This window comes from Streptomyces sp. NPDC032721 (genome assembly GCF_055579625.1).
In genome coordinates this window covers 1,111,506-1,133,565 of the sequence record NZ_JBVIMX010000001.1, presented here as the reverse complement: position 1 = coordinate 1,133,565, position 22,060 = coordinate 1,111,506, and the positions used below count along the sequence as shown (strand labels likewise).

The 22,060-nt window shown below is 70.9% G+C and carries 19 protein-coding genes and 1 pseudogene; 2 read left to right on the top strand and 18 right to left on the bottom strand.

All coding sequences use genetic code 11. The annotated features are described in order from the left end of the window. The first annotated feature begins 21 nt into the window (after positions 1-21). Together ACZ5PB_RS04800 and ACZ5PB_RS04795 are read left to right on the top strand one after the other, a co-directional pair. Entirely contained in the window at positions 22-714 is a 693-nt protein-coding gene (locus ACZ5PB_RS04800; RefSeq protein ID WP_468687791.1) for a transposase, read from the top strand. A gap of 13 nt (positions 715-727) precedes the next feature. Beyond that, positions 728-879 (top strand): annotated as a pseudogene (locus tag ACZ5PB_RS04795) (NF041680 family putative transposase); the annotation flags it as partial. A 54-nt stretch (positions 880-933) separates the two neighbouring features. On the opposite strand, the gene ACZ5PB_RS04790 reads toward ACZ5PB_RS04795, so the two are convergent. The 18 genes from ACZ5PB_RS04790 to ACZ5PB_RS04705 form a co-directional block, all read right to left on the bottom strand. After that, positions 934-1,776 carry an endonuclease/exonuclease/phosphatase family protein gene (locus ACZ5PB_RS04790; RefSeq protein ID WP_468687788.1) on the bottom strand — a complete coding sequence of 281 codons (843 nt, stop codon included), beginning with the start codon at positions 1,774-1,776 and terminating at the stop codon, positions 934-936. 54 nt (positions 1,777-1,830) lie between these two features. Further along, complete coding sequence (locus tag ACZ5PB_RS04785) at positions 1,831-2,712, bottom strand: SDR family oxidoreductase (protein ID WP_468687786.1); 882 nt, start codon at positions 2,710-2,712, stop codon at positions 1,831-1,833. 89 nt (positions 2,713-2,801) lie between these two features. Continuing rightward, the gene (locus ACZ5PB_RS04780) at positions 2,802-4,088 is read right to left on the bottom strand and encodes a M14 family zinc carboxypeptidase (protein ID WP_468687784.1); all 1,287 of its coding nucleotides are present in this window, start codon (positions 4,086-4,088) and stop codon (positions 2,802-2,804) included. Between the two features lie 4 nt (positions 4,089-4,092). Continuing rightward, positions 4,093-5,355 carry a bifunctional class I SAM-dependent methyltransferase/NUDIX hydrolase gene (locus ACZ5PB_RS04775; RefSeq protein WP_468687782.1) on the bottom strand — a complete coding sequence of 421 codons (1,263 nt, stop codon included), beginning with the start codon at positions 5,353-5,355 and terminating at the stop codon, positions 4,093-4,095. 204 nt (positions 5,356-5,559) lie between these two features. Beyond that, complete coding sequence (locus ACZ5PB_RS04770) at positions 5,560-7,080, bottom strand: NUDIX domain-containing protein (protein ID WP_468687780.1); 1,521 nt, start codon at positions 7,078-7,080, stop codon at positions 5,560-5,562. 55 nt (positions 7,081-7,135) lie between these two features. Beyond that, positions 7,136-8,230 (bottom strand): NUDIX hydrolase, encoded by a 1,095-nt coding sequence (locus ACZ5PB_RS04765; protein WP_468687778.1) that lies wholly within the window; start codon positions 8,228-8,230, stop codon positions 7,136-7,138. A 59-nt stretch (positions 8,231-8,289) separates the two neighbouring features. After that, positions 8,290-10,308 carry an ABC transporter ATP-binding protein gene (locus tag ACZ5PB_RS04760; RefSeq protein ID WP_468687776.1) on the bottom strand — a complete coding sequence of 673 codons (2,019 nt, stop codon included), beginning with the start codon at positions 10,306-10,308 and terminating at the stop codon, positions 8,290-8,292. A gap of 247 nt (positions 10,309-10,555) precedes the next feature. Beyond that, the gene (locus tag ACZ5PB_RS04755) at positions 10,556-11,488 is read right to left on the bottom strand and encodes a phosphotransferase family protein (protein WP_468687774.1); all 933 of its coding nucleotides are present in this window, start codon (positions 11,486-11,488) and stop codon (positions 10,556-10,558) included. A 60-nt stretch (positions 11,489-11,548) separates the two neighbouring features. Further along, positions 11,549-12,208, bottom strand: a complete 660-nt coding sequence (locus ACZ5PB_RS04750) for a PIG-L deacetylase family protein (protein ID WP_468687772.1) — start codon at positions 12,206-12,208, stop codon at positions 11,549-11,551. Continuing rightward, entirely contained in the window at positions 12,205-13,509 is a 1,305-nt protein-coding gene (locus ACZ5PB_RS04745; protein ID WP_468687771.1) for a phosphodiester glycosidase family protein, read from the bottom strand. Before ACZ5PB_RS04745 ends, ACZ5PB_RS04750 begins: the two co-directional genes overlap by 4 nt. Further along, positions 13,506-14,522 carry a phosphotransferase gene (locus tag ACZ5PB_RS04740; RefSeq protein ID WP_468687769.1) on the bottom strand — a complete coding sequence of 339 codons (1,017 nt, stop codon included), beginning with the start codon at positions 14,520-14,522 and terminating at the stop codon, positions 13,506-13,508. Before ACZ5PB_RS04740 ends, ACZ5PB_RS04745 begins: the two co-directional genes overlap by 4 nt. Further along, positions 14,519-16,057 (bottom strand): Gfo/Idh/MocA family protein, encoded by a 1,539-nt coding sequence (locus ACZ5PB_RS04735; RefSeq protein ID WP_468687767.1) that lies wholly within the window; start codon positions 16,055-16,057, stop codon positions 14,519-14,521. The genes ACZ5PB_RS04740 and ACZ5PB_RS04735 overlap by 4 nt, the downstream gene beginning before the upstream one ends. After that, positions 16,054-17,199, bottom strand: coding sequence for an LLM class flavin-dependent oxidoreductase (locus ACZ5PB_RS04730; RefSeq protein ID WP_468688277.1), 1,146 nt, complete (start codon positions 17,197-17,199; stop codon positions 16,054-16,056). The genes ACZ5PB_RS04735 and ACZ5PB_RS04730 overlap by 4 nt, the downstream gene beginning before the upstream one ends. 25 nt (positions 17,200-17,224) lie before the next feature. Further along, positions 17,225-18,262, bottom strand: coding sequence for an Ldh family oxidoreductase (locus tag ACZ5PB_RS04725; RefSeq protein ID WP_468687764.1), 1,038 nt, complete (start codon positions 18,260-18,262; stop codon positions 17,225-17,227). Between the two features lie 72 nt (positions 18,263-18,334). Then, the gene (locus ACZ5PB_RS04720) at positions 18,335-19,183 is read right to left on the bottom strand and encodes a protein kinase family protein (RefSeq protein WP_468687762.1); all 849 of its coding nucleotides are present in this window, start codon (positions 19,181-19,183) and stop codon (positions 18,335-18,337) included. An 85-nt stretch (positions 19,184-19,268) separates the two neighbouring features. Beyond that, a complete protein-coding gene (locus ACZ5PB_RS04715) occupies positions 19,269-20,159 on the bottom strand; it encodes an aminoglycoside phosphotransferase family protein (protein ID WP_468687761.1) in 891 nt (296 codons plus the stop codon). Between the two features lie 151 nt (positions 20,160-20,310). Then, positions 20,311-21,489 (bottom strand): GNAT family N-acetyltransferase, encoded by a 1,179-nt coding sequence (locus tag ACZ5PB_RS04710; RefSeq protein ID WP_468687758.1) that lies wholly within the window; start codon positions 21,487-21,489, stop codon positions 20,311-20,313. Between the two features lie 20 nt (positions 21,490-21,509). Next, positions 21,510-22,058, bottom strand: coding sequence for a MaoC family dehydratase (locus ACZ5PB_RS04705; RefSeq protein WP_468687756.1), 549 nt, complete (start codon positions 22,056-22,058; stop codon positions 21,510-21,512). Positions 22,059-22,060 lie beyond the last annotated feature (2 nt).

Sequence of the window (22,060 nt, the reverse complement as noted above, 5' to 3'; positions counted from 1 at the left end):
GCACTCGTGGAGTGAGTCACCATGCTGATCGTCACCCGTGAAGGCGACCGGCGCTGCAAGCTCCGTCCGTCCCAGCGAGCGATGGTGGCACTGGTGTACCTGCGCGAGCACACTACTCTGGCGAAGATCGCCGCCGGGTTCGGGATCAGCGAGTCCACCGCCCACGCCTACACCCGCGCGGTCGTCGACCTGCTCACCGAACGCGCACCAGGTCTGCTGAAGACGCTGCGCGTGCACGATCCGGACTTCGTCCTGCTCGACGGCACTCTCGCCGAATGCGACCGGGTCGGCGACGGCCGAGCCGACTACTCCCACAAGCACTGCCGCCACGGCGTGAACGTGCAGGTCGTCACCGATTCCGACAGCTGGCTGCCGTGGCTCTCGCCCGCCCTGCCGGGCCGCACCCACGACCTGACCGCCGCCCGCACCCACCAGATCATCCGGATCTGCGAGCGTCAGGGCGTTCCCATCGTGGCCGATCTCGCCTACCAGGGCGCCGGTCCGTGGCTGATCACGGGCATCAAGCGAACGCCCCTGAAGGAACTGACCCCCACCGAGAAGACCCGCAACCGTGCCCTGGCCGCCACTCGGGCACCCGTCGAACGTGGAGTCGCCCGCCTGAAATCCTGGCGGATCTTCCGCAGGTCCCGGTGCAGTCCCAACCGCATGACGTTAATCGCCAAAGCCGTCCTCACCCTGGAGTTGCAACGCTGAAGAAGCTCAGTGCCTGACTGCCCGGTGTGACGGGTTGATCGAGCTGACGGACGCGGTGCTGTGCGTCGATGGGCCGGTGGTCACACCGGTGGACCTGACGTTGGTGCCCGAGCATCGTCGTGGCACGGAGCGATGTACGGCGGGCTGAACTGCGGCCGGATTGACGGTCGGCCACACGTAGTTCCGGAACCCACGTGCTCACCGGCCCCGCAACCCTCGTCAGTGCGGCGAGTTCGCGTCGTCGGCCCCTTCGGAACTGGCGAACTCGCGGGAGATGCGGGAGAGATCGAGTGTGCAGAGCGTGCCCAGGTGGTCGCTGTGCCCACCGGGATCGACAGTCCGGTACGAGTGCAGTGCGGGAACCAGTGCGGGCGTCACGTGGGTCTGGTCGGTACGGAGGAGACCGGCCTTGCCGGTCACCTGCCGCAGCGTCGGGTCGCCGTGGAGATCGGCGAGGTGCGCGGCGACATCGGTGAGGTCCGCGTCCCGCAGGACTTCTCCCACCGACCGGTCTCCTACCCACGGCGCGGTTGCACTCGCACGCCGGTGGCAGCGCGACGCCCGGTTGTACGGCGGGACGCGGGACCAGTCGGGCTCTTCATCGCCGACAGGAAGGTGGTTGATGTCGCCGCCGAGCAGTCCGAGGCCGCCGTGTTTGTAGGCGCGGGCGCAGAGCAGCTGGGCCTCCTGGGCGGCGCGTTGCGTGGAGTAGGGGGTCAGGTGGGTGCTGATGATGACGAGCGGGGCGGGCAGGTCCCGGCCCCGGGCTCGGAACCGCGGCGCACAGTAGCCGTGATGCAGGTCGGTCGTGCTGTACTTCGTTTCGACATCGAGCACGTCCAGGACATCGGGGTCCCACCCCACGGCGACAGGGATGTTTCGGCTCGGTGCGACGGCGAGCCGCAGCCCCAGCTCCTCCTCTGCGTCCTTGATGGCCTTCTCGGTGGTCAGCCAGTCCACCTCCTGCAGAAGCAGCACATGGGGGCCGACGGCGCGGATGCCCGCGGCGAGGTGCTCCCAACGGCCCTCGGACGGCGCTTGGAGCTGCACGTTCTGACTCATGACGGTAATCACCAGGGTCTCCTTCGGGGAAGAACGGGGGGAGCGGGAGAGGATCTAGTCGGCGGGCAGGTTCGGTGGAGTCGGCGTTCGCGGAGTGTTGGTTCGGCTGTTCGCCAGGAACCGCCGGGCGCCGCGCAGTTTGGTGTGTAGACGTTGCTGGGTTGCCCGGCTGTCGAGGCGTACGTCAAGGGCTCCGCGAAGGGAGCTCTGTGCCCGCAGCCCCGTGGGCAGGCGGTCGGGGTTGAGGCCGTCGCGCTTGGCGATGAGGACGCCGAGCTCGTGGCGGCTCAAGGCGTCGGGTCCGGCGAGGTGGTGGATGCCTGCTGCGTTGTTCGATGCCAGTTCCAGCAGGGCAGCGGCCAGGTCCGAGAGGTGGACCGGACAGCGGACGTCGTCGGTGAACAGGGCACCTTCGGCCGCGCCGGCCGCGAGCTGGTGTACGAGGCGCTCGTGCTCGGAGTGCCCATCGCCGATGATCAGCGAAGTGCGGGCGACGGCTGCCTGCGGGTCCACGGCCAGAACCCCGGCTTCTGCCGCACCTTTTGCCGCGCCGTACGGGGTGATGGGGTCCGGGCGGCACGACTCGTCGTAGCAGGTGCGGCCGATACCGGAAAACACGGCGTCCGAGGACACGTGCACCAGATGGGTGCCGCGCTTCGCCGCCGCCATCGCGAGGTGGAGGGGGCCTTCCGCCGTGACCGCCCAGTCGGCCCCGCCGCTGGCCGCGTTGATGACGGCGTGCGGGTTCACCTCGGCCAGCACGCTGTCCAGGCTTTCCACGGCCCGCAGATCGAGCTGGCGCCACGAGTTGGGGGAAGCGTCGCCCCGCTTGGTTGCGTATGTCGCGACCGTTCGGTGCCCTGCGGCAGTGGCCTGTCTGATCAGCTCGGCTCCCAGGAATCCGCTGCCGCCGACGATCAGAATCGTCTTGGGCATCACCGTGTTCCCCTCGACACTGTGGGGCGCTTCAGTAAGGGGCCGGCGGGTCGGCGCTCCGGTCGCGGCGTGCTTTCCGGGGGCCCCGTTCACTGGGCGAGCATTCTGATCGCGCCGAAGATCGTATCGAGGTGGTAACCCACGCTCTGCGCCAGCGGGATGGGCGCGGGTTGCAGCGCCTGCTGCGCGGCCGTCAGCCACGTCGTGAGCTGGGCGTCGAGCAGGGAACGTTCGCGGTGGATCAGCGGGTGCCCGGGGACGGCATCGAGCTGGCTGTCGAGGTGCCGCACCAGCATGCCCGAGGCACGCAGCGGTACAAGCAGGGCGACGTCCTGGTCGGCTCCCTCGGCGGGCTCCTCGCGGATGAGGCGGGCCACGTGCCGCATGATCGCTACTGTGTCGGTGACCGCGGGCAGGTAGGGCGTCTCGTGGTGGGTGAGAGGCCGCACTCGGTCGAGCACGCCGGTGAGGTTGGCCGCAGCGTCCTCCAGGTGCCGGGCGCCCTCGTCGGCGGGCAGCGAGACCGGTGCCGTACGCCACATCGGTACCTCCGGGAAGATTCCCAATGCGCCGTGCCGGGCGGCGTAGTGGACGCTGCTCGTCCCGGCGGGTGTCCACCCGCCGTCCTCGGCCGGGCCAGGGGCCGGGGCGGGGTCGGGCAGGACGAAGACGCCGCGTCCGGGAGACCGCCACCCGATGCAGTCGCTCGGCATCGTCTCCCGTGTCAGGTTGTTGCGGGCTGCTGCTGTGGCGAGCACATCAACGAGACCGGCATCGCCGCGCGTTGCCATGACGTAGCAGCCACCGGCGTCGGCGTTGTGGAGGGAAGCGAGGAGGTGGGGCTGGACGTCGTCGATCACCCCCATCAAGGCCCTGGTTTCAGGGAGCTGTCCGGTGAAGCCGGGGGCGGGGAAAGTCCACTCGGGCTGGTGGCGAACGGCGGGCCGGTAGAAGCCTCGGTGGTAGGAGTCCAGCGTCGGCGGCCAGGTGCGCGCCCACCAGTGCTCGTTCAACAGCGCACCATCGGGGTCGGTGCTCGGTATCAGGTACCAGGTGGCGAGCTCTCGGTCCTCCGGGTGCGCCAGGACGTGTTGGGCCAGGGCGATCACCGAACCGAAGCCGACCGGTTCATTGGGGTGGGGGCCGCCGCCGACGATCGTCTTCACGGGGCCGCCGCCGTTGATGACCAGCATCAGCAGGGGTTCGCCGCCGCGCGAGAAGCCGACGGTGGAGAGATGGCACAGGTCCGGGTGGGCGGCGGCCAGGTCTTGGATCTGTTTTTGGAGTTCGCGCCACGTCGGTGGTCTGGGCGGCACGACGTATGCGGGCGCCGTGTCGAGGGTGTGGGCTGGGGCGGGACCGGTGCTGCGGCGCATGCTGTTACCTCGCATGGAGTACGTGGGTTGTCGCGGTGTCCGCAGAGCCGTGGGCGTATGGGGTGAAGGTCGCCGGCGGGCAGTCGATCGGCAGGCCCGGGAGCCAGGCAGCCAGGACTTGGGCGCTGCAGGTGAAGAGCGGGCCCGGAAGGTCTTGCGGGGAGGCCCACTGCCAGGTGCCGATGCTCTCGCCGGGCTGGTCGGCTGGGATGCCGGACCAGGTGGGGACGAGGGCAGCGATCGTGATCCGTACGACGTCCTCGACGTGATCGACGAGCGTGCCCAGCAGCACGATGTCCGCCGCAGTGGCTTCCAGCCCGCTCTCCTCGCGCAGCTCGCGCACGACCGCCTCGGCCAAGTTCTCGCCGGCCTCGACGCTGCCGCCAGGGATTTCAGCGGTACCCATGCGGTGTCGGCCAATCAGGATCTTGCCCTGGGGGCCGGGGACGATGATGCCCACGCCGAGCGCCGCGTGGGCGATGGGCGGACGGGTCGTTCGAGGACGGCTCGCCATCCGCCGAGCTGCGGGCTCGGGCGGCTTGCGGCGGGCCCTGATGAGCTGGTGGACGACACGGCTGCCGGGGTCGGGTGCGCGGAGGAGGTCGACGTGCTCGACGACGAAGCCGTACTGGGTCAGGAGGTCTTCCCAGAGCTGGCTGGACAGCACCCACATCTGCACAGGCAGGGGCGGGTCCGTGCGCAGGCGGATCATCTGCTCGCGGGGTTCAACCGCGGTGGAGGGCCCGTGCCCGTCCAGGTCTGTGTGCAGGACGGAGAAGACCAGCGGGGCACCTGGGTGCAGATGGTCGCGCAGGGCGGGCAGGAGTCGATGCGGGTCGACGAAGCCCATGGAGCCGATGGCATACGCGGCGTCGAATGCCTCGGTGTAGGCGAGGCCGTCGACGACGTCGCCCAGTACGAACTCGACGCCCGGGACATTGGCGTGTGCGTTGACGGCCCGTTGGTGCTGGGTGGGCGATTGTTCGATCGCGGTCACGCGCGCGCCGTGGTCCTGGGCCAGGTGGACGGCGTGGTGACCGGCGCCGGAGCCGATGTCCAGGACGCGACGGCCGGCCAGATCCCCCAGGACTTCGGCCCCGGGGCCGACGTCCTCCCAGGCCCAGTTCAGTTGCTCCGGGACAGGCGGCATGTAGGCATGATCCAGCTGTCGCTGGCCGTACGCGGTCCAGGCGGTGGCGTTGAGGAAGCCCGGGGAGTTGCCTTCGACGTCCGAATCTGGGGCCTCTGAGCTGGGGTTCTGCGGCATGCATGTGCCTCCTGGAGTTCTGCGAGTGGTCTGGAGTCAGGTGGTGGCAGCGGCGTAACCGCGGTCCCATTCGTCTTGTGCGGTGAACATGTGCGGGCACGTCCTTGTCTGAAGGCTGCGGCTCACGTGTGCCGCCTGGCGGGATGCCGCCCGAGAGGACTGGCCAGCGGTCCACCGGGGCGGCGATACGTACGAGGGGGCGGGTCAGTTCCAGCCCATCACGGTGTACGGGGTGCCACGGGAGATGGCGTCAAGTGCCGCGCGGGTGTAGTCCACGGTGGGTTCGGGCAGCGCGTTCAGTGGCCACCACCGCCATTCGGTGCACCGGTCCGGTTCGAGGACGGCGGGCTCGCCGCTCCACTGGGAGGCGGCGAAGAAGAGCTGGATGCGGGGGACCGTGCTGCCGGGGTCCTGGAGGTCGAGGGTGTGCACCAGGGACAAGTGGGCCTCGGCGATGGTGAGTCCGGTCTCCTCCGCGGTCTCCCGAAGCATGCAGGCCAGGGCGGACTCACGTTCTTCTCGGTGTCCCGCTGGCAGGTGCCAGCACTCGGGCGCGAAGGCGCAGCTGGGGTGGCGTTTGCCGAGCAGCACGGCCCCGTCGCGCAGCAGGACGAGGTGTACGCCGATCACGCTGCTGCTGCGCTCGTAGGGCTCGTGGGGTTCGCGCACCTGGGGTGTGGGCAGGGCGACGGGCCCGGTTACGGCGTGCGGGGTGTGGTCGACCTGTGTGGCGGGAGCGGGTGGGATGGCTGGTGAGGTGACGGCGTGGCGTCGTACCAGTTCGCTGGTGGAGGGCGTGATGCGCAGGCGGTGGAGGTCGTCGGGGGCGAACCAGGCGAGCATCACCCCTTCCGTCAGGCGGAGTTCGCGGGGGTCGCCGTTCCACCGGCCGGCGTAGATGGCGATGGGCACGCGCACACCGGCGGCGTCGACCGCCTCCTCGGTGGCGAACGGGGCCAGGTCGGGGAGGACGAGTCCGGCTTCCTCGTCGAGTTCGCGTCGCACGGTGTGCTCCAGGGTGGCGTCCTGGGGCTCTCGGCCGCCGCCCAGCAGGGACCACATGCCCGGCTCCCAGATCCGGCCTGGGAAGTAGTCGCGCAGGTGGAGCAGGTATTCGCCACGGTCGTTGTAGATCAGGGCGGAGGCATTGGCGATCTCCGGCTCGACGGCGGGCGTGAGCGTGAGCAGCTTCTCGCGGACGGAGGGGGAGGTCACCTTGTCCAGGGGCCGCCACTCGACGCCGCCGACTTCGTCTTCCTGCAGCATCACAGGCGCCGTCGCAGTGCGCAGGCGGAAGAGGAAGCGGAGGTCGAAGTGGCGGTGGCCGGGTTCGCCTTTGCCCGGTCTGGCACCGATGTCGTGGATGTCGACATCGAAGGGCGCGGTCTCGTAGCCGGGCCACGGTGTCACGGCCTGGGACGGGATTCCGGTCTCCTCGTGCAGTTCCCGCAGCGCCGTCTCTGCCAGGGACTCGTCGTCGGGCTCGGCGTGTCCACCTGGGATGAGGGTCCTCCCGCTCGCCAGGTGCAGCACGTGCAGGACGCGGCCGAAAGGGTCGACGACGATCGCGGCACAGGTGACGTGTCCGGTGAACGTGGAGCGGCTGGCGATGTCGGCGGGCCGGTCGAGGGCCTGCAGGAGGGCCCCGAGCTTGGGGCGCTCGTGAGGGTGGTGAGCGAGATAGGTCTCGACGGTGGTGCGGATGTGGTGGTGCGACAGCGGCATAGGTGTACCTCAGAGGGTGCGGCGCGGAGCGGTCGAGGTGGTGTGGTCGTCCGTGTCAGCTCAGCCGCATCCCCTCCGCAGGGACTTCCTCGATCGCGGTGCGGGGAGCGACAGGCAGGCCCCAGCGCTCCCGAGCGGTCTCCGCAGCGAGTCCCGCTTGCCGGGCCCCTGGCGGGCCCCAGCCCAGCAGGGCGGCTGCCTGGACGGGAGTGGCGAGCAGGCGTGCGAAGGAGCGGCCGGTGGCGGGGTCGACGGCCGCCCGTCCGATGCCGGTGACACGGGCGGCCAGGCGGAGCCGGGCGTTGGGCCCCACACCGCCGTAGACCTCGCCCGTCGCATCGAGGACCCAGCCCAGCCGCACCGGGTCGGTGAGGGTGAGCTGGGCTTCCTCGGCGGCCTCGCGGTGAAGGGTCTCCTCGGCCGTGGCGTCGGTCTCCTCCACGGTGCCGCCGGGCAGCATGGGCAGGGCGCCCCGGGGGCCGGGGTCGGCAACAAGGACGATCCTGCCGTCGGGCAGAAAGCACCACGCCCAGGCTTGCCGCACGGGGAAGGACTCGGGAACGGGCCCGCGGTCGAAGGGGCTGTTCCACAGGGGGCGGTAGCGGACGTGGACGTCATGGCGGTCTAGCGCGGGGACGCCGAAGAGGTGTCGGCCGTCGGCGAGGTGCGAGGTGGCGGTGTTGCCGAGCCGGGCACGGTAGGCGGCGAGCATGATCTGCCCGTCCACGGGGCGCAGCCGCTGCACCGCGTCCCGGGTTTCCAGGAAGGCGTACTCGGACAGTTCCTCGCGGGGCAGGCGGATCGCCTCCACTTGCTCGGGCGTGAGGGTGCCGCCGTCGAAGACGTACCGGATCTCTCCGGGGAAGGGGGTGCCGGGTCTGATGTCCGGGTGGTGGTGTGAGAGGGAGTGGACGGCGAGCACGCCCGACAGGGGCAGGTCCAGGCCCAGTTCTTCGGTGATCTCGCGCCGGCAGGCGAGGTGCGGGTGTTCGCCGGATTCGACGACGCCGCCGGGCAGCAGCCACCGGTCGTCGTCGCGGTAGGTCGGGCGGACCAGCAGGACGCGGCCGACCAGGTCGGTGATGAGGGCGGCGGAGCCGAGCCACACCGCGTTCCGGGTCGCGGCGCGGGCTGGCGGGACGGGCTGCATGGCAGCTCGGACGGATGGGGGGAGGGAGGAGGACATGTTCTGCCTTACGGGGGAGCGGCTCATGCTGTGTCCACGACGCTGGGCGAAGCTGGCTTCGGGACGTGCGGGGCCGGGTGATACTGCGCCGACTGGGCAGTGAACATGCCGCGATAGACCCCGTCGGGCCGGGCCATGAGCTGCTCGTGGGTGCCTTCTTCCGTCACCCGGCCCGCATCGAGGACGTAGATCCGGTCGGCCCTGGCCGTGGCCGCCAGTCGGTGCGTGACGAGGACGACCGCGTGCCCCTCCTCTGCGAGGGACCAAAGGCGCTCGAACGCAGTGATCTCTGCGTACGGGTCGAGCGCCGATGTGGGTTCATCGACCAGAAGAAATGGGGCACCCCGGTACAAATTTCGTGCGCTGCCGAGCCGCTGCCACTGCCCGCCCGAGAGCTGGACCCCGCGCTCGTAGCCTTTGTAGACGATGGAGTCCCAGCCGTGGGGCAGCCCCTCGATCAGGGGGGCAATGCCGGCGGACTGGGCGGCGGACTTGACCCGGCCCATGTCGCGGACGCGGTCGCCGGCACCGATCGCCACGTTCGCAGCCGCGGTCATCTCCCAGCGCGGAAAGTCCTGTGCCAGCAGACCCACCTGGGCGAAGATCTCGGCACGGCGGGCATCCCGGAGTTCGACCTGGTCGCTGCCGTCGGCGTTCTGCCACCACACGCTCCCCTCGGACGGCAGCAGCAGGCCGGACAGCACCTTGGTCAAGGTCGTCTTGCCGGAGCCGTTCGCCCCCACCAGCGCAGTCACCTGGCCGCGGGGAACCCGCAAGGTGACATCACACAGGGCAGGAGTGTCGGCTCCGGGGTAGGTGTAGGACACGCAGTCCAGCCGGACCTGGTGAACATCCGCCGGCAGGTGCGCCCCTGTTCCGGGGATGGCGTTGTCGCCGGCTACCGCGATGGCGTCCTCGGTGTCGGTTAAGAACAACAACTCCTCGTAGAGCCCGTTGACCTGCTGGACCAGGGACGTCAGACGGGCGGTTGACACCTGGATCGCCACGACCGCGGTGCTCCCGACGGCCAGCGGCAGGACGCCGCCGGAGAGCAGCCACCACAGCACCCCGTAACAGCCCAGAGACGCGACCCCGGCCAACGCACCGGCAATCAGGTCGGTTTCGGCCTGCGCGCGGGCCAGCCGTTGCTGCTCCACCTCGGTCTGCCGGGACATCTCTTCGTAGCTGGCGAGCAGCTTCTCACCGGCGGCGTGCGCACGGATCTCCCCTTGCGCGTGCGGGCGGGTCGCGAACCCGAGGAGGGAGGCGATCGCCCGGCGGTGGTCGATCCAGTGCATCTTGGAGACGTAGTCGCGGCGTGCCGAGCGCACTGCTCCCCACCCCTTCGGCAGGGCGATCACGAGAAGCATCGGCAGAAGTGTCCAGTGCAGCGACGCCAGCACGACCGCAGCCGCCACCATCCCGATCAGGACGTTACCGACGCCTACCGACAGACGCAGCATGCGGCGAGCCGAGTCCGTGCCGAACCGGCCTGCCTCCAGGACCCGTTGGACTTCCGGGCGCTCCGTCGCTTCCAGCTCGACCCTGGTGATGGCCGCGTAGTAGCGCGCCGAGACGGCCCGCTCCACCTGAGGTTCCAGACGGCCGGACATCGCCGTCGACCATGCCCTCAGCAGCGCCACGGACACCGCGGTCAACAGCAGCCCGGCCAGGGCCGGCGCAGCCTCGCGCAGCTTGCCCACCACCGGGCCGTCCGCGAACAGGTCCGTCAGAACGCTGTTGACGGCGACCAGCGCCCACGCCGCGCTCGCCCCCTGGCCGAACTGCGCGGCCACCAGGCCGGCCATCGCCCGCCGGTCGGTCCGCCAGCCGGTGCGGAGCACCAGAGCGACCATGCGCGGCAGAGCGGACGCCATATGCCGGAAGGAGAGTCTGGTCAGCGGGTTCGCGTGGTGCACGAAGGACTGGTCGTAGCGGAGCCTCCCCCCGTACAGCTCACGCTCCGCTTTCGAGAGGGTCTCCTCAGCCGGTGTCTTCTTCGCTTCCTGCGGGGTCTCGCGGTCTGGTCCGGTACGGCTCAACGTCACTCCTTGCTGACGGTCGCGGCGCAGCATCGTCGGGTTCAACGAAGCCGCCGGAACTTCGAACACATGTCTTTCGGCCGAGTCGTGAACCCGGGTAGGGGGCGGCATGGGGAAGGTGTGTGATGCATCGGCCCGTGCGGCGTAAGTGCCGTTCCACGTGCGGGTGTTGGCCGAATCGCCGTAGGTTGCTTGTGCCGGTCTGGTGGCCGTGGTTCCTGATAGGTCCCGACGGGGGACGGGTTCGTCATCGGGCCAGCAGGGCGTCGGGGGCCGGCGGGCGGGCCCATTGCCACGTGCGGGCGGTCCACGGCTTCGGGGCCGGGCCCGCAGCACCGCGCAGGCACGCCAGGCGGTGGTTTGCTTCGGCGCGGCCCTCTGGGCCGGCAGTCGTGTGGCGCAGGGCGAACAGGGTGGTGCACAGGGAGCGGACGTCGCGGATGACCTGGTAGCCGGGCCAGGTGGTGATGTCGTTGCCGTAGACGTAGGCGAAGGCGGTGTAGTCGTCGGGGTGGGCACCGAAGACGTCGCGGTGCCAGGCGGCGGTGGCCTGGTCCCATTCGCGGGGGCCGATCGAGAGCCGCTCCCAGTCGATCAGGAACGCTCCGGTCGTGGTGGACATGGTGTTGCCCGGCCCGGCGTCGCCGTGGATGACGCAGTGAGGAGTGGGCCAGTCCAAGGCGAGCCACCGTTCACGAAGCCGGGCGGCGTAGGCAGTCAGCCAGTCCCTCTCTTCGAAGGTGGTACGGGCGGTGGCGATCTGGGCGGGGAAACGGGCGAAGGGGTTGTGGGTGGGCAGCGTGAAGTCGGTGGGTGCCGGAAGCCGGTGGAGGGAGCGGAGCATCCGGGCGACGTCGGCAGGATTGGCAGGGCCGCCGGCGCCAAGGTCGGTCCAGAAGGTCACGGGACGCCCAGCGGCCACCACGGGTTCGGGTCGGCGGGGCAGCGGGACGGGGACGCCGTTTCCGTAGAGCCAGTAGGCGCCGCGGAGCTCGTTTCGGGCGGTGGCCGTGGTGCCCCGCTGATGGACGCGGGCGACGATGCCGCCGGGCAGGCGCCAGATGCCGTTATCGAGGGCGCGGATCAACTGCGCCTGCCCGGCGTCGAAGCCGGCGAGGAGGCAGGCTCCTCGCAGCGCGGGGAGGGTCTCCTCCCCGCTGTACGTGAGAGTGCTGCTCATCGGTTGTGCCTCTCTGGTCGGGTGGTGGGCGGGGCCGTGGGGCTGCGGTCGGTGTCGCGTCTACGGGCGGGCGGCGTGGACGATTTGACGGGCCGTGCGGAACATCTCGGCGCCGTGGGCGCCGTCGGGGAAGCGCTCGACGACGCGGTGGTGCACGTGCTGCCGGTAGGCCAGTTCGGTCAGGCCGCCGAAGACCTCCATGTCGAGCTGCTGCTGGGAGGCGAAGCAGGCCAGGGCGGCCTGCTTGGCGGCCAGGAGCTCCGGGGTGCCGACGACGTAGAGGTTCGGTTCGAAGTTCCGGCTGTAGGGGGAGCGGAAGTGGATCAAGTCGGCGGTTTCGCGCAGCGCGACGGTGGTGGCCTCCTCGCCGGTGACGGCGTGGTCGAGGTGCTGGTCGTCGGGGTAGTGGGTGTAGACAACATCGGGGCGTTCGGCGGCGAAGGCGTCGAACAGGGCGGCGTTGATGGCACCGCGGTGGTCGGTGAAACGGGTGTCGGGTATCTGGGAGAACGTGTAGCCGCCGATGCCGAGGAGCTTCGCGGCAGCCAGGCACTCCTCGCGGCGGCCCGCGCCGTCGTCTTCGTCGGCGCGCCCTGTACTCAGGCAGTGGACACGGACGCGGTCGCCGGCGAGGACGTGACCGCGGATGCACATGCCCATGGCGAGCTCGGCGTCGTCGGGATGGGCGACGACGACCAGGACGGACCGGGGGGCGGTCAATGAGCCTCCTCGATCGGGGTGATCTGCAGAGCGCTGTGCAGCGGGCGCCCGTCGAGGCCCTGCCAGCGAAAGGGCTCGTGCTCCTGGCGGGGCCAGCGCAGATAGTGGAGGGAGCCGACGGCGTCAACCGGTTCGCGGCCGTGCCGGAAAGCGATCTTGGAGGTCTGTCCGCCGTCGAGGTGGAACACCGCTGCCGGGTCGAGGTCGGCCCGCTCGCACAGCTGGGCGGTCTCCTGGACGGTGACGCCCTGGAAGGCGGGGGCGAGGGGTGCGCCGTCCAGGACGGTCAGGGTCAGGTGCCGGCCGCCGAGGCTGATCAGGGTGCGGGCGTAACGGGCGTCGGGGCGAAACGGGCTCGTCCCCAGGCTCTGGTCCCAGGCGGCGGTGCGTCCGGCGGCGGCGTCGGCGGCGGACGGGCCCAGCGACAAGGCGCTGTCGATGCCGACGGTGTCGAGGGTGTCGATGGCGGTGATGTGGACGGGCGCGCCCGGGGCGAGGTGGGCGGGCCAGGGCCGGTGGGTGCGCAGGACGTAGGGGCCGGTGAACAGGTCGGCGCCGCCGCCGGGGTGCAGCGCGGCGATGCGCGGGCCGGTGGGGGTGGGGGTGACGGTGCAGTCGAGGACGTCCGGGTGGCGGGGGGTGGTGTTAGTGGCCGGGTCGACGTCGCGGCGAAACCCGGTGCGGGGGTCGTCGTGGTAGCGGATGCGGCAGTTTGCGGCGCCGAACACGGTGAGGTGGCCGGGCAGGGCCGGGTCCGGAAGGGGTTCCTTGGATCCGGCCCAGGTGTGCGGGCGACCGGCGACGGTGAGGGTGCCGGTGGCGGCTAGGGTGCGCACGACCGGGTGGCCGTGGTGGATGAGGAGGGCGGGCTTGGTGATGGTGGGCAGGCTGGCGACGTGCTGGTCGCGGACGGCGAGGTCGAGGCAGGGTTCGGCGGGCTGGTAGTCGGGGGCGTCGGAGATGTAGGCGAAGGCGCCGGAGACGCCAGCGACGGCAGGGCCGGTGACGAGGCGGCGCAGGTGGAAGCCGGCCGGGGAGGAGACGGGCAGGCACCGGGCGCGGTCGAGGTCGACGGTGAGGCTGTAGGCGTTGGTGAGGCAGCCGTCGCCGAGGCCGATCGGGCGGGCGGTGAGGGCGACACCCGGCGCCAGGTGGCGGGTCCGCGCCGGGGTGGGGCGGGCGAATGGGCTCTGGTCGCGGGCCAGCGACTGGATGCTGGGCACGTGGATGCCGCGGGCGCTCAGTTCGGCAAGCGGGAGAAGATCCGGATGACGGCCGGACGGGGCGAAGGGGGTCTTCATGCTGTCCCCGGGGCGGCGGTGACGTCGAGCAGATCGGGGACGGTGAACGGCCCGGTATCCAGCAGGCGGCGCAGGCTGCGGCGCAGACGGCCGGCGGTGGCGGGCGGGGCGGTCGGCGGGTAGGGGACGGTGCGGGCTTCCAGCCGGTACAGCAGCACACCGGCGGCCACCGTGGCGAGGAGGTCGTCGGCATGCCAGGGCCGGGCCGGGCCTGGGAGGGTGTGGGCGTTCAGGAACGCGGCACTGAGCGGGGGCAGGCACGCGGGCCGGGCCGCGTGGTGCAGGACCAGGTGGGCGAGGAGGTAGCCGCGATCGAACAGAGGGGCGCCGTGGTGCACATTGTCTAGGTCGACGAACGCGGTGCGCCCCGCCGCGAGGCTGAGGTTCTTCGGGCAGGTGTCGCCGAGGACCAGCTGCCGACCGGGCAGGGCGTCCAGGCGCCGGCACGCCTCGTCAAGGGCGTGGTGACCGCTGGCGCGCAGGCAGTAGCCGTAGGTGTGCTCGGCGCGGAAGAGGTCGTCGCCGAGGCCCTCGCGCAGCGGCGGCAGGTGGGCGGTGGCGCGGTGGATGCGGGCCAGGGCGCTGCCCAGCCGTGTGCATTCCTCGGTTGTGGCGGCGCGTTGGTCGAGGTGCTCGTGCCAGGTGCGGCCGTCGGGGAAGACGTCACTCAGCACCATGGTGTGCGCTGCAGGTAGAAAGGCGAGGACCTTTGGGAACAGGTCGGGCAGCAACCCGTGGTACCGGAGGAGGGCCCGGTGCTCGACGGCGATCAGCGACGGGTCGGTGGCGATGTGCGCGATTCCGGCGAAGTGGTCGCTGCGGACCTTGACGATGGCAGTGCCTGTCTCGCCGTGCACGCGGAAGACGTGGCTGACATTGCCACCGGTGCACGCCCGAGTGTGGAGGGGGCGTCCGGTGTGGGGGCGGCATGCGGCGAGAACCTGCGGCAGGTGCGGTCCGAGGATCGCGACCAGGTCAGGCGTGGTGCGGTCGGCGGCAGGTGCGGCGGTCACGTCGTACCTCCCAGTGCGGCGAGGGTGCGTCCTGCGCGCTCAGCTCGATCGACGGGATGGAAGTCGAGCACGGCGGGGGCGGTTGCCCGCCCGCCGTCGGCCCAGCGGCGGGACATCGACAGGTAGGCGGCGGCCATCAGACGGACCGGACGCCCGTGATCTGCCAGATCCGAGGCCAACTCCGCGCGGGAGATTCGGCCGGTGAGGTAGGAGAGGAACTCGGTAACGGCGCATGTGCGGGCCGACCGCTGGGTCGGCAGGACCACGCTGCCACCGTCGCCTCGGACGAGATCGGCGAAGGCGAGCGTGCGGTGCCGCTCCCAGTCCGGGCGCAGCTGGTTGTTGCGGAAGATGTGGAGTTCGATGTGGTCGGCGCCCCCCGCTGCCAGCGGATCGATGCCGGCGTCTTCCCTGTGGAGGGTCTGCAGGACGTGCAGGTGCAGTGCCTGGAAGGGGCCCTGCTGGATGATGTGGGTCTCCTGCCCGATACGGCCGTTGCCCTTGTACAGGCCGTCGTGCACCGGCTGCAGGTTGCCGCGCTGGGAGAAGGTGGTGTGCGCGAGGTTGTGGCTGCCCAGCGTCATCACGCGTCCGCGGCTGCGGTAGGAGACGTTGAGGAACACGTCGACCTCCCCGAAGCCGGAGGAGAGCAGCTCCAGGTCCTGGCCGGTGTACGGGTTGCGGTCGGCGAAGCCCGGCAGTAGCTGTCCGTGGTCGCTGACGGTGAGTTGGGCGAGGAAGTCCGCGGGCCTGGTGCACGCGGCGTGGACCTCGATCTCGTCGATCTGCTTGCCTGGGCGCTCGCCCGCAGCCAGCCACCACGGCACGGTGTCGAAGTGGTGGTAGCCGGAGTGCGCTGCCTTGCCGTAGCCGCGGTCGAAGCCGTGGTAGCTGAGGTTGAGGAGTTCGTCCGGCAGCCGCCACTGGCCGTCGCCGTGGCTGGACTGGATCGAGGTGACCGGGCAGTTCGTGGCCTCGGCGATCTCGGCGACCAGCTCCCGCACCCGGCGGAACGCGGGGTGCCAGCGGCGCTGACTCAGCACACTGACGACCATCTGCGGATCGCGTCGGCAGGCAGCCCGGTAGGCATCCAGCAGAGCGTCGAAGTCGTCGACGAGCCCCTGCGCAGCCGCCGGGTCGGTGGAGGCGCCCGGGCGTACGGTCAGCGGCTTGTCGAGGAGCACCGGAAGTCCCCGCTCCATCGCCCACAGCGCGTACGGCAGGTGTACGGACGGCTCGGTCGCCACGAAGACCGCTCCGATCCGCTCCCGGTCCACCGCTTCATCCAGCGCCCGGCGGACCTCGCCGGGCAGGGCGCGCTGAGAGGCAGGAAACGGTGGGACCACTACGACGGGCATGCGCCGTGGGCGACCGGGCGTGCCGTAGACGACCTCGGCTGCTGTGGCGCTGGGCAGGTCGACGCCGGTGACGGTACCGGCGAGGCCCGCGTCCTGCGCCACAGCCAGCGCGGGCAGGTGGTTGAGACGCGTGTGCGGGCCCACGCCGACGATCAGCACGTTCACAGCGGCGCTCACCGGCCCACCGCCACGCCGCCGATGCCGGCGCCGAGCAGCGGTAGGACGCCCTCGCCGACCTGGTACGCCTCCTCCAGGTGCGGGAACCCGGACAGGATGAACTCCTCGATGCCGAGGTCCGCGTATTCGGTGATCCGGTCGGCGACTTCGCGGAACGAGCCGACCAGGGCGGTGCCCGCGCCGCCGCGAAGTAGCCCCACCCCGGCCCATACGTTCGGCCACACCTCCAGATCGGAGGTGCGTCCGCTGTCCCGGAACGCGGCGTGCAGGTCGCTCTGCAGGGCCTGCCCGGTGGACTGGCTCGTGGCCAAGGTGGCCTGCACCCGGCCGACGTGCTCCGGATCGATGCCCGTGAGCAGGTGCTCGGCGGCGGCCCATGCCTGCTCGCTCGTCTCACGGGCCACGACGTGGAAGCGGATCCCGAACCGCGGGGTCTTGCGCCCGCGTTCGCCAGCCAGGGAACGGACGCGGTCCAGCTTGGCGGCGACAGCGGCGGGCGGTTCGCCCCACGTGAGATACACGTCCGCGTGCCGGGCGGCGACCTGGGCGGCCTCGGCCGAGGAGCCACCGAAGTACACCCCGGGCACCGGATCTGGCGGACAGAAGACCGCAGCACCGCGAACGTCGTACTGCGCTCCGGTGAAGTCGAACGGTTCGGTACCCCAGGCGCCGCGCAGGACGGACAGCCACTCGTCGGTGCGCGCGTAGCGGGCGGCCTTGGCGAGATGGTCGCCGAAGCGGGCCTGCTCAGCAGGATCGCCACCGGTGACGACGTTCAGCAGCAGCCGGCCCCGGGACTGCCGCTGGAACGTTGCCGCCATTTGCGCGGCCAGCGTCGGGGATATGGAGTCCGGACGCTGCGCGACCAGGAACTTCAGACGTTCGGTCACCTGGGCCAGGGCTGCGCAGGTAATCCACGGGTCCTCGCTGAACGTCCCGGCAGGGGTGAGGATGGCGTCGAAGCCCAGGTGCTCGGCAGCCTGCACGATCTGGGTGAGGTAGCGCATGTCGGGAGCGCGGTACCGGTCGGCACCGGGGGCATCGGCCGTGGTGGTGTCGTGGCCGGGGCCATGGGTACCGCGCATCCCGGTGGTCAGGGTGCGGCCATCGCTGCCGGTCGGCAGGAACCAGTGGAACTGCAAGCGGTTCACGGGGGTCTCCTGAGGATCAGTCGGAGGAGAAGTCGCCATCGGCGCGGGCCGACAGGCGAGCGAGGAGCGGGACAGGGACACGGAGGGTGCCACTTGCACGGGCGGCGGCTTCGCGTGCGCGGCCCTGGTCGCCGGGCACGCGCCAGGTGCCGTCGGCCGCCGCGGCGGTTCGCAGCTGGTCGGCGAGGCGAGTGTTCGCGGCAGCCGCACGTTCGCCGGGATCGGCGAAGGCGGGGTCGAGGGCGATCAGGGTGTACCCAGTGGTCCAGGTGGAGTCGACGTCGCTGCCCATGGGGAAACCGAACAGGGAGCCGGTGAGGGCCTGCAGGAGCAGGGACAGGGCGACACCGCGGTGGTCACCGAAGATGATCGCGGAGGAGGCGGCGTCGGGGTCGCGGGTGGTGCGGCCGTGGGCGTCGACGAAGCACTCCTCGGGCAGGGGCTGCCCCGAGCGACGGTGTTCCCACAGCACGCCCATCGGCGCGAGGGTGGTGCCCATGTCCGCGCTCAGGGGCTCGTCGAGGGTGGGCAGGGCGAAGGCGAGAGGGTTGACGCCGAGGACAGGGGTGGCTCCGCCAGCAGGGACCGCTTCCGCGCGGGACGTGTTGGCGGCGATGCCGATCATGCCGTGGGATGCGATGGCCTCGGTGAACGTGGACAGCACGCCATAACGCTGGGTGTTGATGACCCCGACGAGTCCGACACCGAGCCCGCGGGCCCGCTCCATGGCAACGGCGGTCGCGAAATCGGCGCTGAGCGGTCCGATCTCGCGGTGGGCATCGACGACGGCGACCGCACCACGTTCCCGGACGACTTCGGGTGGACCCTGTCGCTCGGGGAAGAACCGGGATTCGAAGGCGAACTTGGCCAGGCCGTGAGACGGCTTGCCGCGCAGTTCCCCGGTCAGGAAGTGGTCGGCCACCTTCAGCCCCGCGTTCTCGGGAACGCCGGCGGCTACGCAGGTGCTGACCATCAGGTCGACGAGTTCGGCGAGCGGCACCTGCACACTCGCTTCAGCGGGTGCGGTGCTGCGGGCGGGGGAGGTGAGGTCCATGGGGTTCCCGTTCTGCGGCATCGGGCGGGGGCGGGGCAAGCGGGCGGTCGGCCGAAGTGGGCGGGAGTGGGGTCAGGTGCGCGTGCGGTAGCGGTGCCAGTTCAGGGCGGAACGCAACTGGCCCTCGCGCTCGGTGCGGCGGTCGGACGGGCAGGCAGCGGCCTGCTCGGCGCGGCGCCGGGTCAGCACGGCGACGAAGGTGTCGGCCGCCTCGGAAGGGGCAGCGGCCCAGTGAGGCAGCGCCCTTCGGGCCCAGGATTCGGCGTGGGCCGCTGGCGTTCCTGCATTGATCAGTTGCGCGAGAAGGAAGCCGGCGCTCAGCCAAGGGGCGCCACGCCCCGGCCTTGCCCAGTCCACCAGGGCAGCGTCGTCGTCGGGCTGGATGAGGATGTTGCCCGCGTTCAGGTCGGTGTGTACGAGCCGGTCTCCGGCTAGGAGTGAGAGGTCTAAGCCCGCGCCGAGGTGGGCCCAGCGGTCCTCGGCGTGCAGCTCGACGGCGGGGGCTGTCAGGTCCGCGAGACGTTGCAGCACGCGGGCAGCGGCATCGCGGTCTGCCGAGCCCGGCGACAGGTCAGCCGTTCGGCCGGGGACGTGCTCGAACAGCAGCCACCGCCAGTCACCTGCGGTTCCGTGGTGCAGCAGCTTAGGCGCCAGCCAGGGAACGGCGGGGGTGAGACGGGCCTCGGTGTCCAGGGTGCGTGCGTGGCGATGAGACGCTGGCGCGGCCTTGAGGAACACCCGGCCGCTGGGGACAGCCAGGATCAGGTGCAACCGTGCGTTCCTGCCCGCAGTGCCCGCCGTGCCCGCAGTGCCCGCAAGGACCGGGCCCGTGACGGCTTCGACGGCGGCACGCAGCGGCAGGGGGGTATCGCTCCAGAGAATGGACGTGGTGAGAGCAGGCGAGCCGGGGGCGAGAGCCATCGGGTACCTCCTGGTTCGGGGCGCTGCGGCAGTGATGAAGGGTGTTGGGGCCCGGGGTGGTGTCCCGGGCCCGGGGGCGGTGCGGTCAGGGTCGACGGGCGGCCATCCGGTCGAGGATGAGGTGGCCGCGCGCCACGAGTTCGTCGCGGCCCTTGATCAGGCCAGTGCGCAGGTAGGACGCACCGAGGCGGACGGTCAGCAGGTGCAGCAGCCGGGCCTCGTCGATCGTCAACGGGCGTTTGTAGCCGGTGAAGTACGCCTCGCGTAGCTCCGGGCGGACGGACCAGACGGCGCCGTACAACCAAACGAACTCGGCAGCGGCGATGCCGTGCGTGGCCGTCGCGAAGTCGATCAGACCGTGCTGTCCGGTGGCCTCGTCGTACAACCAGTTCCGTGTCTCGTAGTCGCCGTGCCGGTAGACCAGCGGTAGTTCCTCGGCGAGTCCGGTGAGTTCCTTCGACGCGGCTTCGACCAGGGCGATCTGGTCGGCGGTCAGGTGCGGGGCGAGGTCCTCCAGGCAATCGGCTGCCTCGCGGGCCTGGCCTTCCACGTCCTCGCGGACCGCAGCGCGGTGCGCGTCGGTGCCGGGCGGTGAGGCGTCGTGCCAACGGCGCAACAACGCCCCCGCAGCCTCGTACAGACGCAGCTCGGTGCCGGTTTCCAGCGGCAGGTCCCGCACCACGCGGCCCGGCAGTGAGGTACTGAGGATCGCGCGCAGGTCTTGGTTGCAGGCCAGCAGCCGGGGTGCATGTGTCGGGCCCAAGTGCGTTGCGGTAAAGGCGTATCCGGCGAGTTCGCGCTGAAAGTCGGGGCCGCTCGGGCTGACCTTCACGTACGCGTCCTGGTCGCTCGCGCTCACGTGCCAGACGAGGGAGGTGCTGCGCGGCCAGGAACGGTCCTCGGCTGCATCCAGGCCGGGCAGGTGCTCGGCGACCCAGTCCCGCAGTTCGGGTGGGAAGGGCTTGACGGTCTTCATGGCGTTAGGTCTCCGAACGGGCTCGGGAGCAAGTTGTTCCGGTGGGCCGACCCACGTGGCGTGGGGCGGTCCGTAGTGCAACGTGCCCCTCTCCTTGCAGTTCCTGCCGGTTCAACGGCCGGATGACGGGCGGGGTGCGAGACGGCGCTGGTCAGAAGTAGTCGGCGAGCCAGGGCTCGCGGTCAGCGGTGGTGGTCAGCAGACGCGTGAGGGCAGCGACGTCGCCGCGCACGCCTGCCATGGCGGCGGCGGCCGGGGTGCGGTAGGCGCCGGCGTACCAGAGCGCGAACTGCCCCCGGGTCAGGGTGACGTCGGCGGTGCGTCGCCCCCGTGCGACGTCGGGGGCGAGGCAGGCGCGGCCTGCACTGATGCTCAGAGTGTGAAGTCTGGGGCCGTTGCCCTCCGGGTCGGGAAGGTCGAGCACGATCTCGTCGTTTATGTGCTCGGCCCACCCGCGCAGCGCGACGGCCCGTACGGGGTCGAGGACACGCAGCGTCCACGGATGCCAGGCTGTGGCCGTCGCCGTGCCGATGCTCGTGAGACGCTGCTGCAGCAGCGGGCCGGGCGGCAGGCCGGTGCGTTCGAACAGCACCGTGGGAATGCGGCCCCGGTGCCCGCCGAGGAAGGCGAGCATGGCGTCCGCTGCCGACATGTCGGCAGCCCAGAAGTCGTGGACGACCAGCTGTCGGCCAACTGGGCTGCGTTCCGTCGCCACCGCCAGGACGCCGCGCAGCTCCCGCCCCCCGGATTCGGTGAACGAGTAGGTTGCCAGCTCAGGATGCCGCTCCTGCTGCCAGGAGCCCCACCACACGGGACGCCGCCAGGGGCCGTTCCACCGCCCGGCCAACTGGTCACGCAGTTCCCCCAGTTGTCCGCTGTCGCCGTGGGTGATCTCCATCGTGTCCGTGACGGACTGCTGGAGGGCGGCGGTAGGCACCGTCCAGGAGAACACCTGCGCAGGGGCTTCCCAGCCCAGCCGTCGCACATAGCCGGTGGAGGCTGTCCACAGCGTGGCGAGCACGGCTCCCTGGTCCTGCACCGCGCGCACCCGCTCTTGCGCGAGGCGGGCCGCGAGGCGGTTGCCGCGTTCCTCCGGGGCGACGCAGCCGCAACCCATGCTCGCGGCAGGCACCGGCCGCCCACCGAACCACTGCGGCACCAGCACCGCCAGGCCCCCGGCGACGACCCGCCCACCGCGCACCGCTACCCGTCGGTCCGCATACGGTCCCAGGCGTGTGATGTCGGGGACCGGCTGGCCGTAGGCGCGGCGGGCCAGGGCGTCGTATTCCTGCCACCGCCCGTCGTCCGCCTCGGTGAATTCCACGTCCATAGTTCGCCCCACCCTTCTCGCTAGTAGCCCGTGGCGTCGCGGACGGCGTCCGGGTCGGCGGGGACGAGGAAGGCCCGGGTACCGGTGACGACGAGATCGCCGCGCTGGTTGAACCCGTCGACCCGGCAGGTGACGATGCCCTGGTCGGGGCGGCTGTCCGAACGGCGAGCGGCCAGAACGGTGCTGCGTGCGCACAACGTGTCGCCCACGTGGACGGGCTTCGTCCACCTGACCTCGTCCAGGGCGAGGTTGCCGGTGGTCATGCCGCTGGTGGAGCGGACCGTCATGCCGAGCACGATGTTGAGCGTGAGCATCCCGCACACCAGGGCCTGCGCATGCCCGGTACGACTGCAGAACTCGATGTCGGAATGGATCGGCGCCTCGTTGCCCATCAAAGCGAGGACCTGCACATGTTCGGCCTCGGTCACCGTGCGGGCCGGCCGGTGCTCGATCACCAAGCCGGGAACGAGGTCGCTCAGGCCCAAGCCGACGACTTCACGGATGACCCGGCCGTCTTCCACCGGCCGGAATCCGGCAGGGACGGACAGGGGTTGTTGGCTCTGCTGCATTA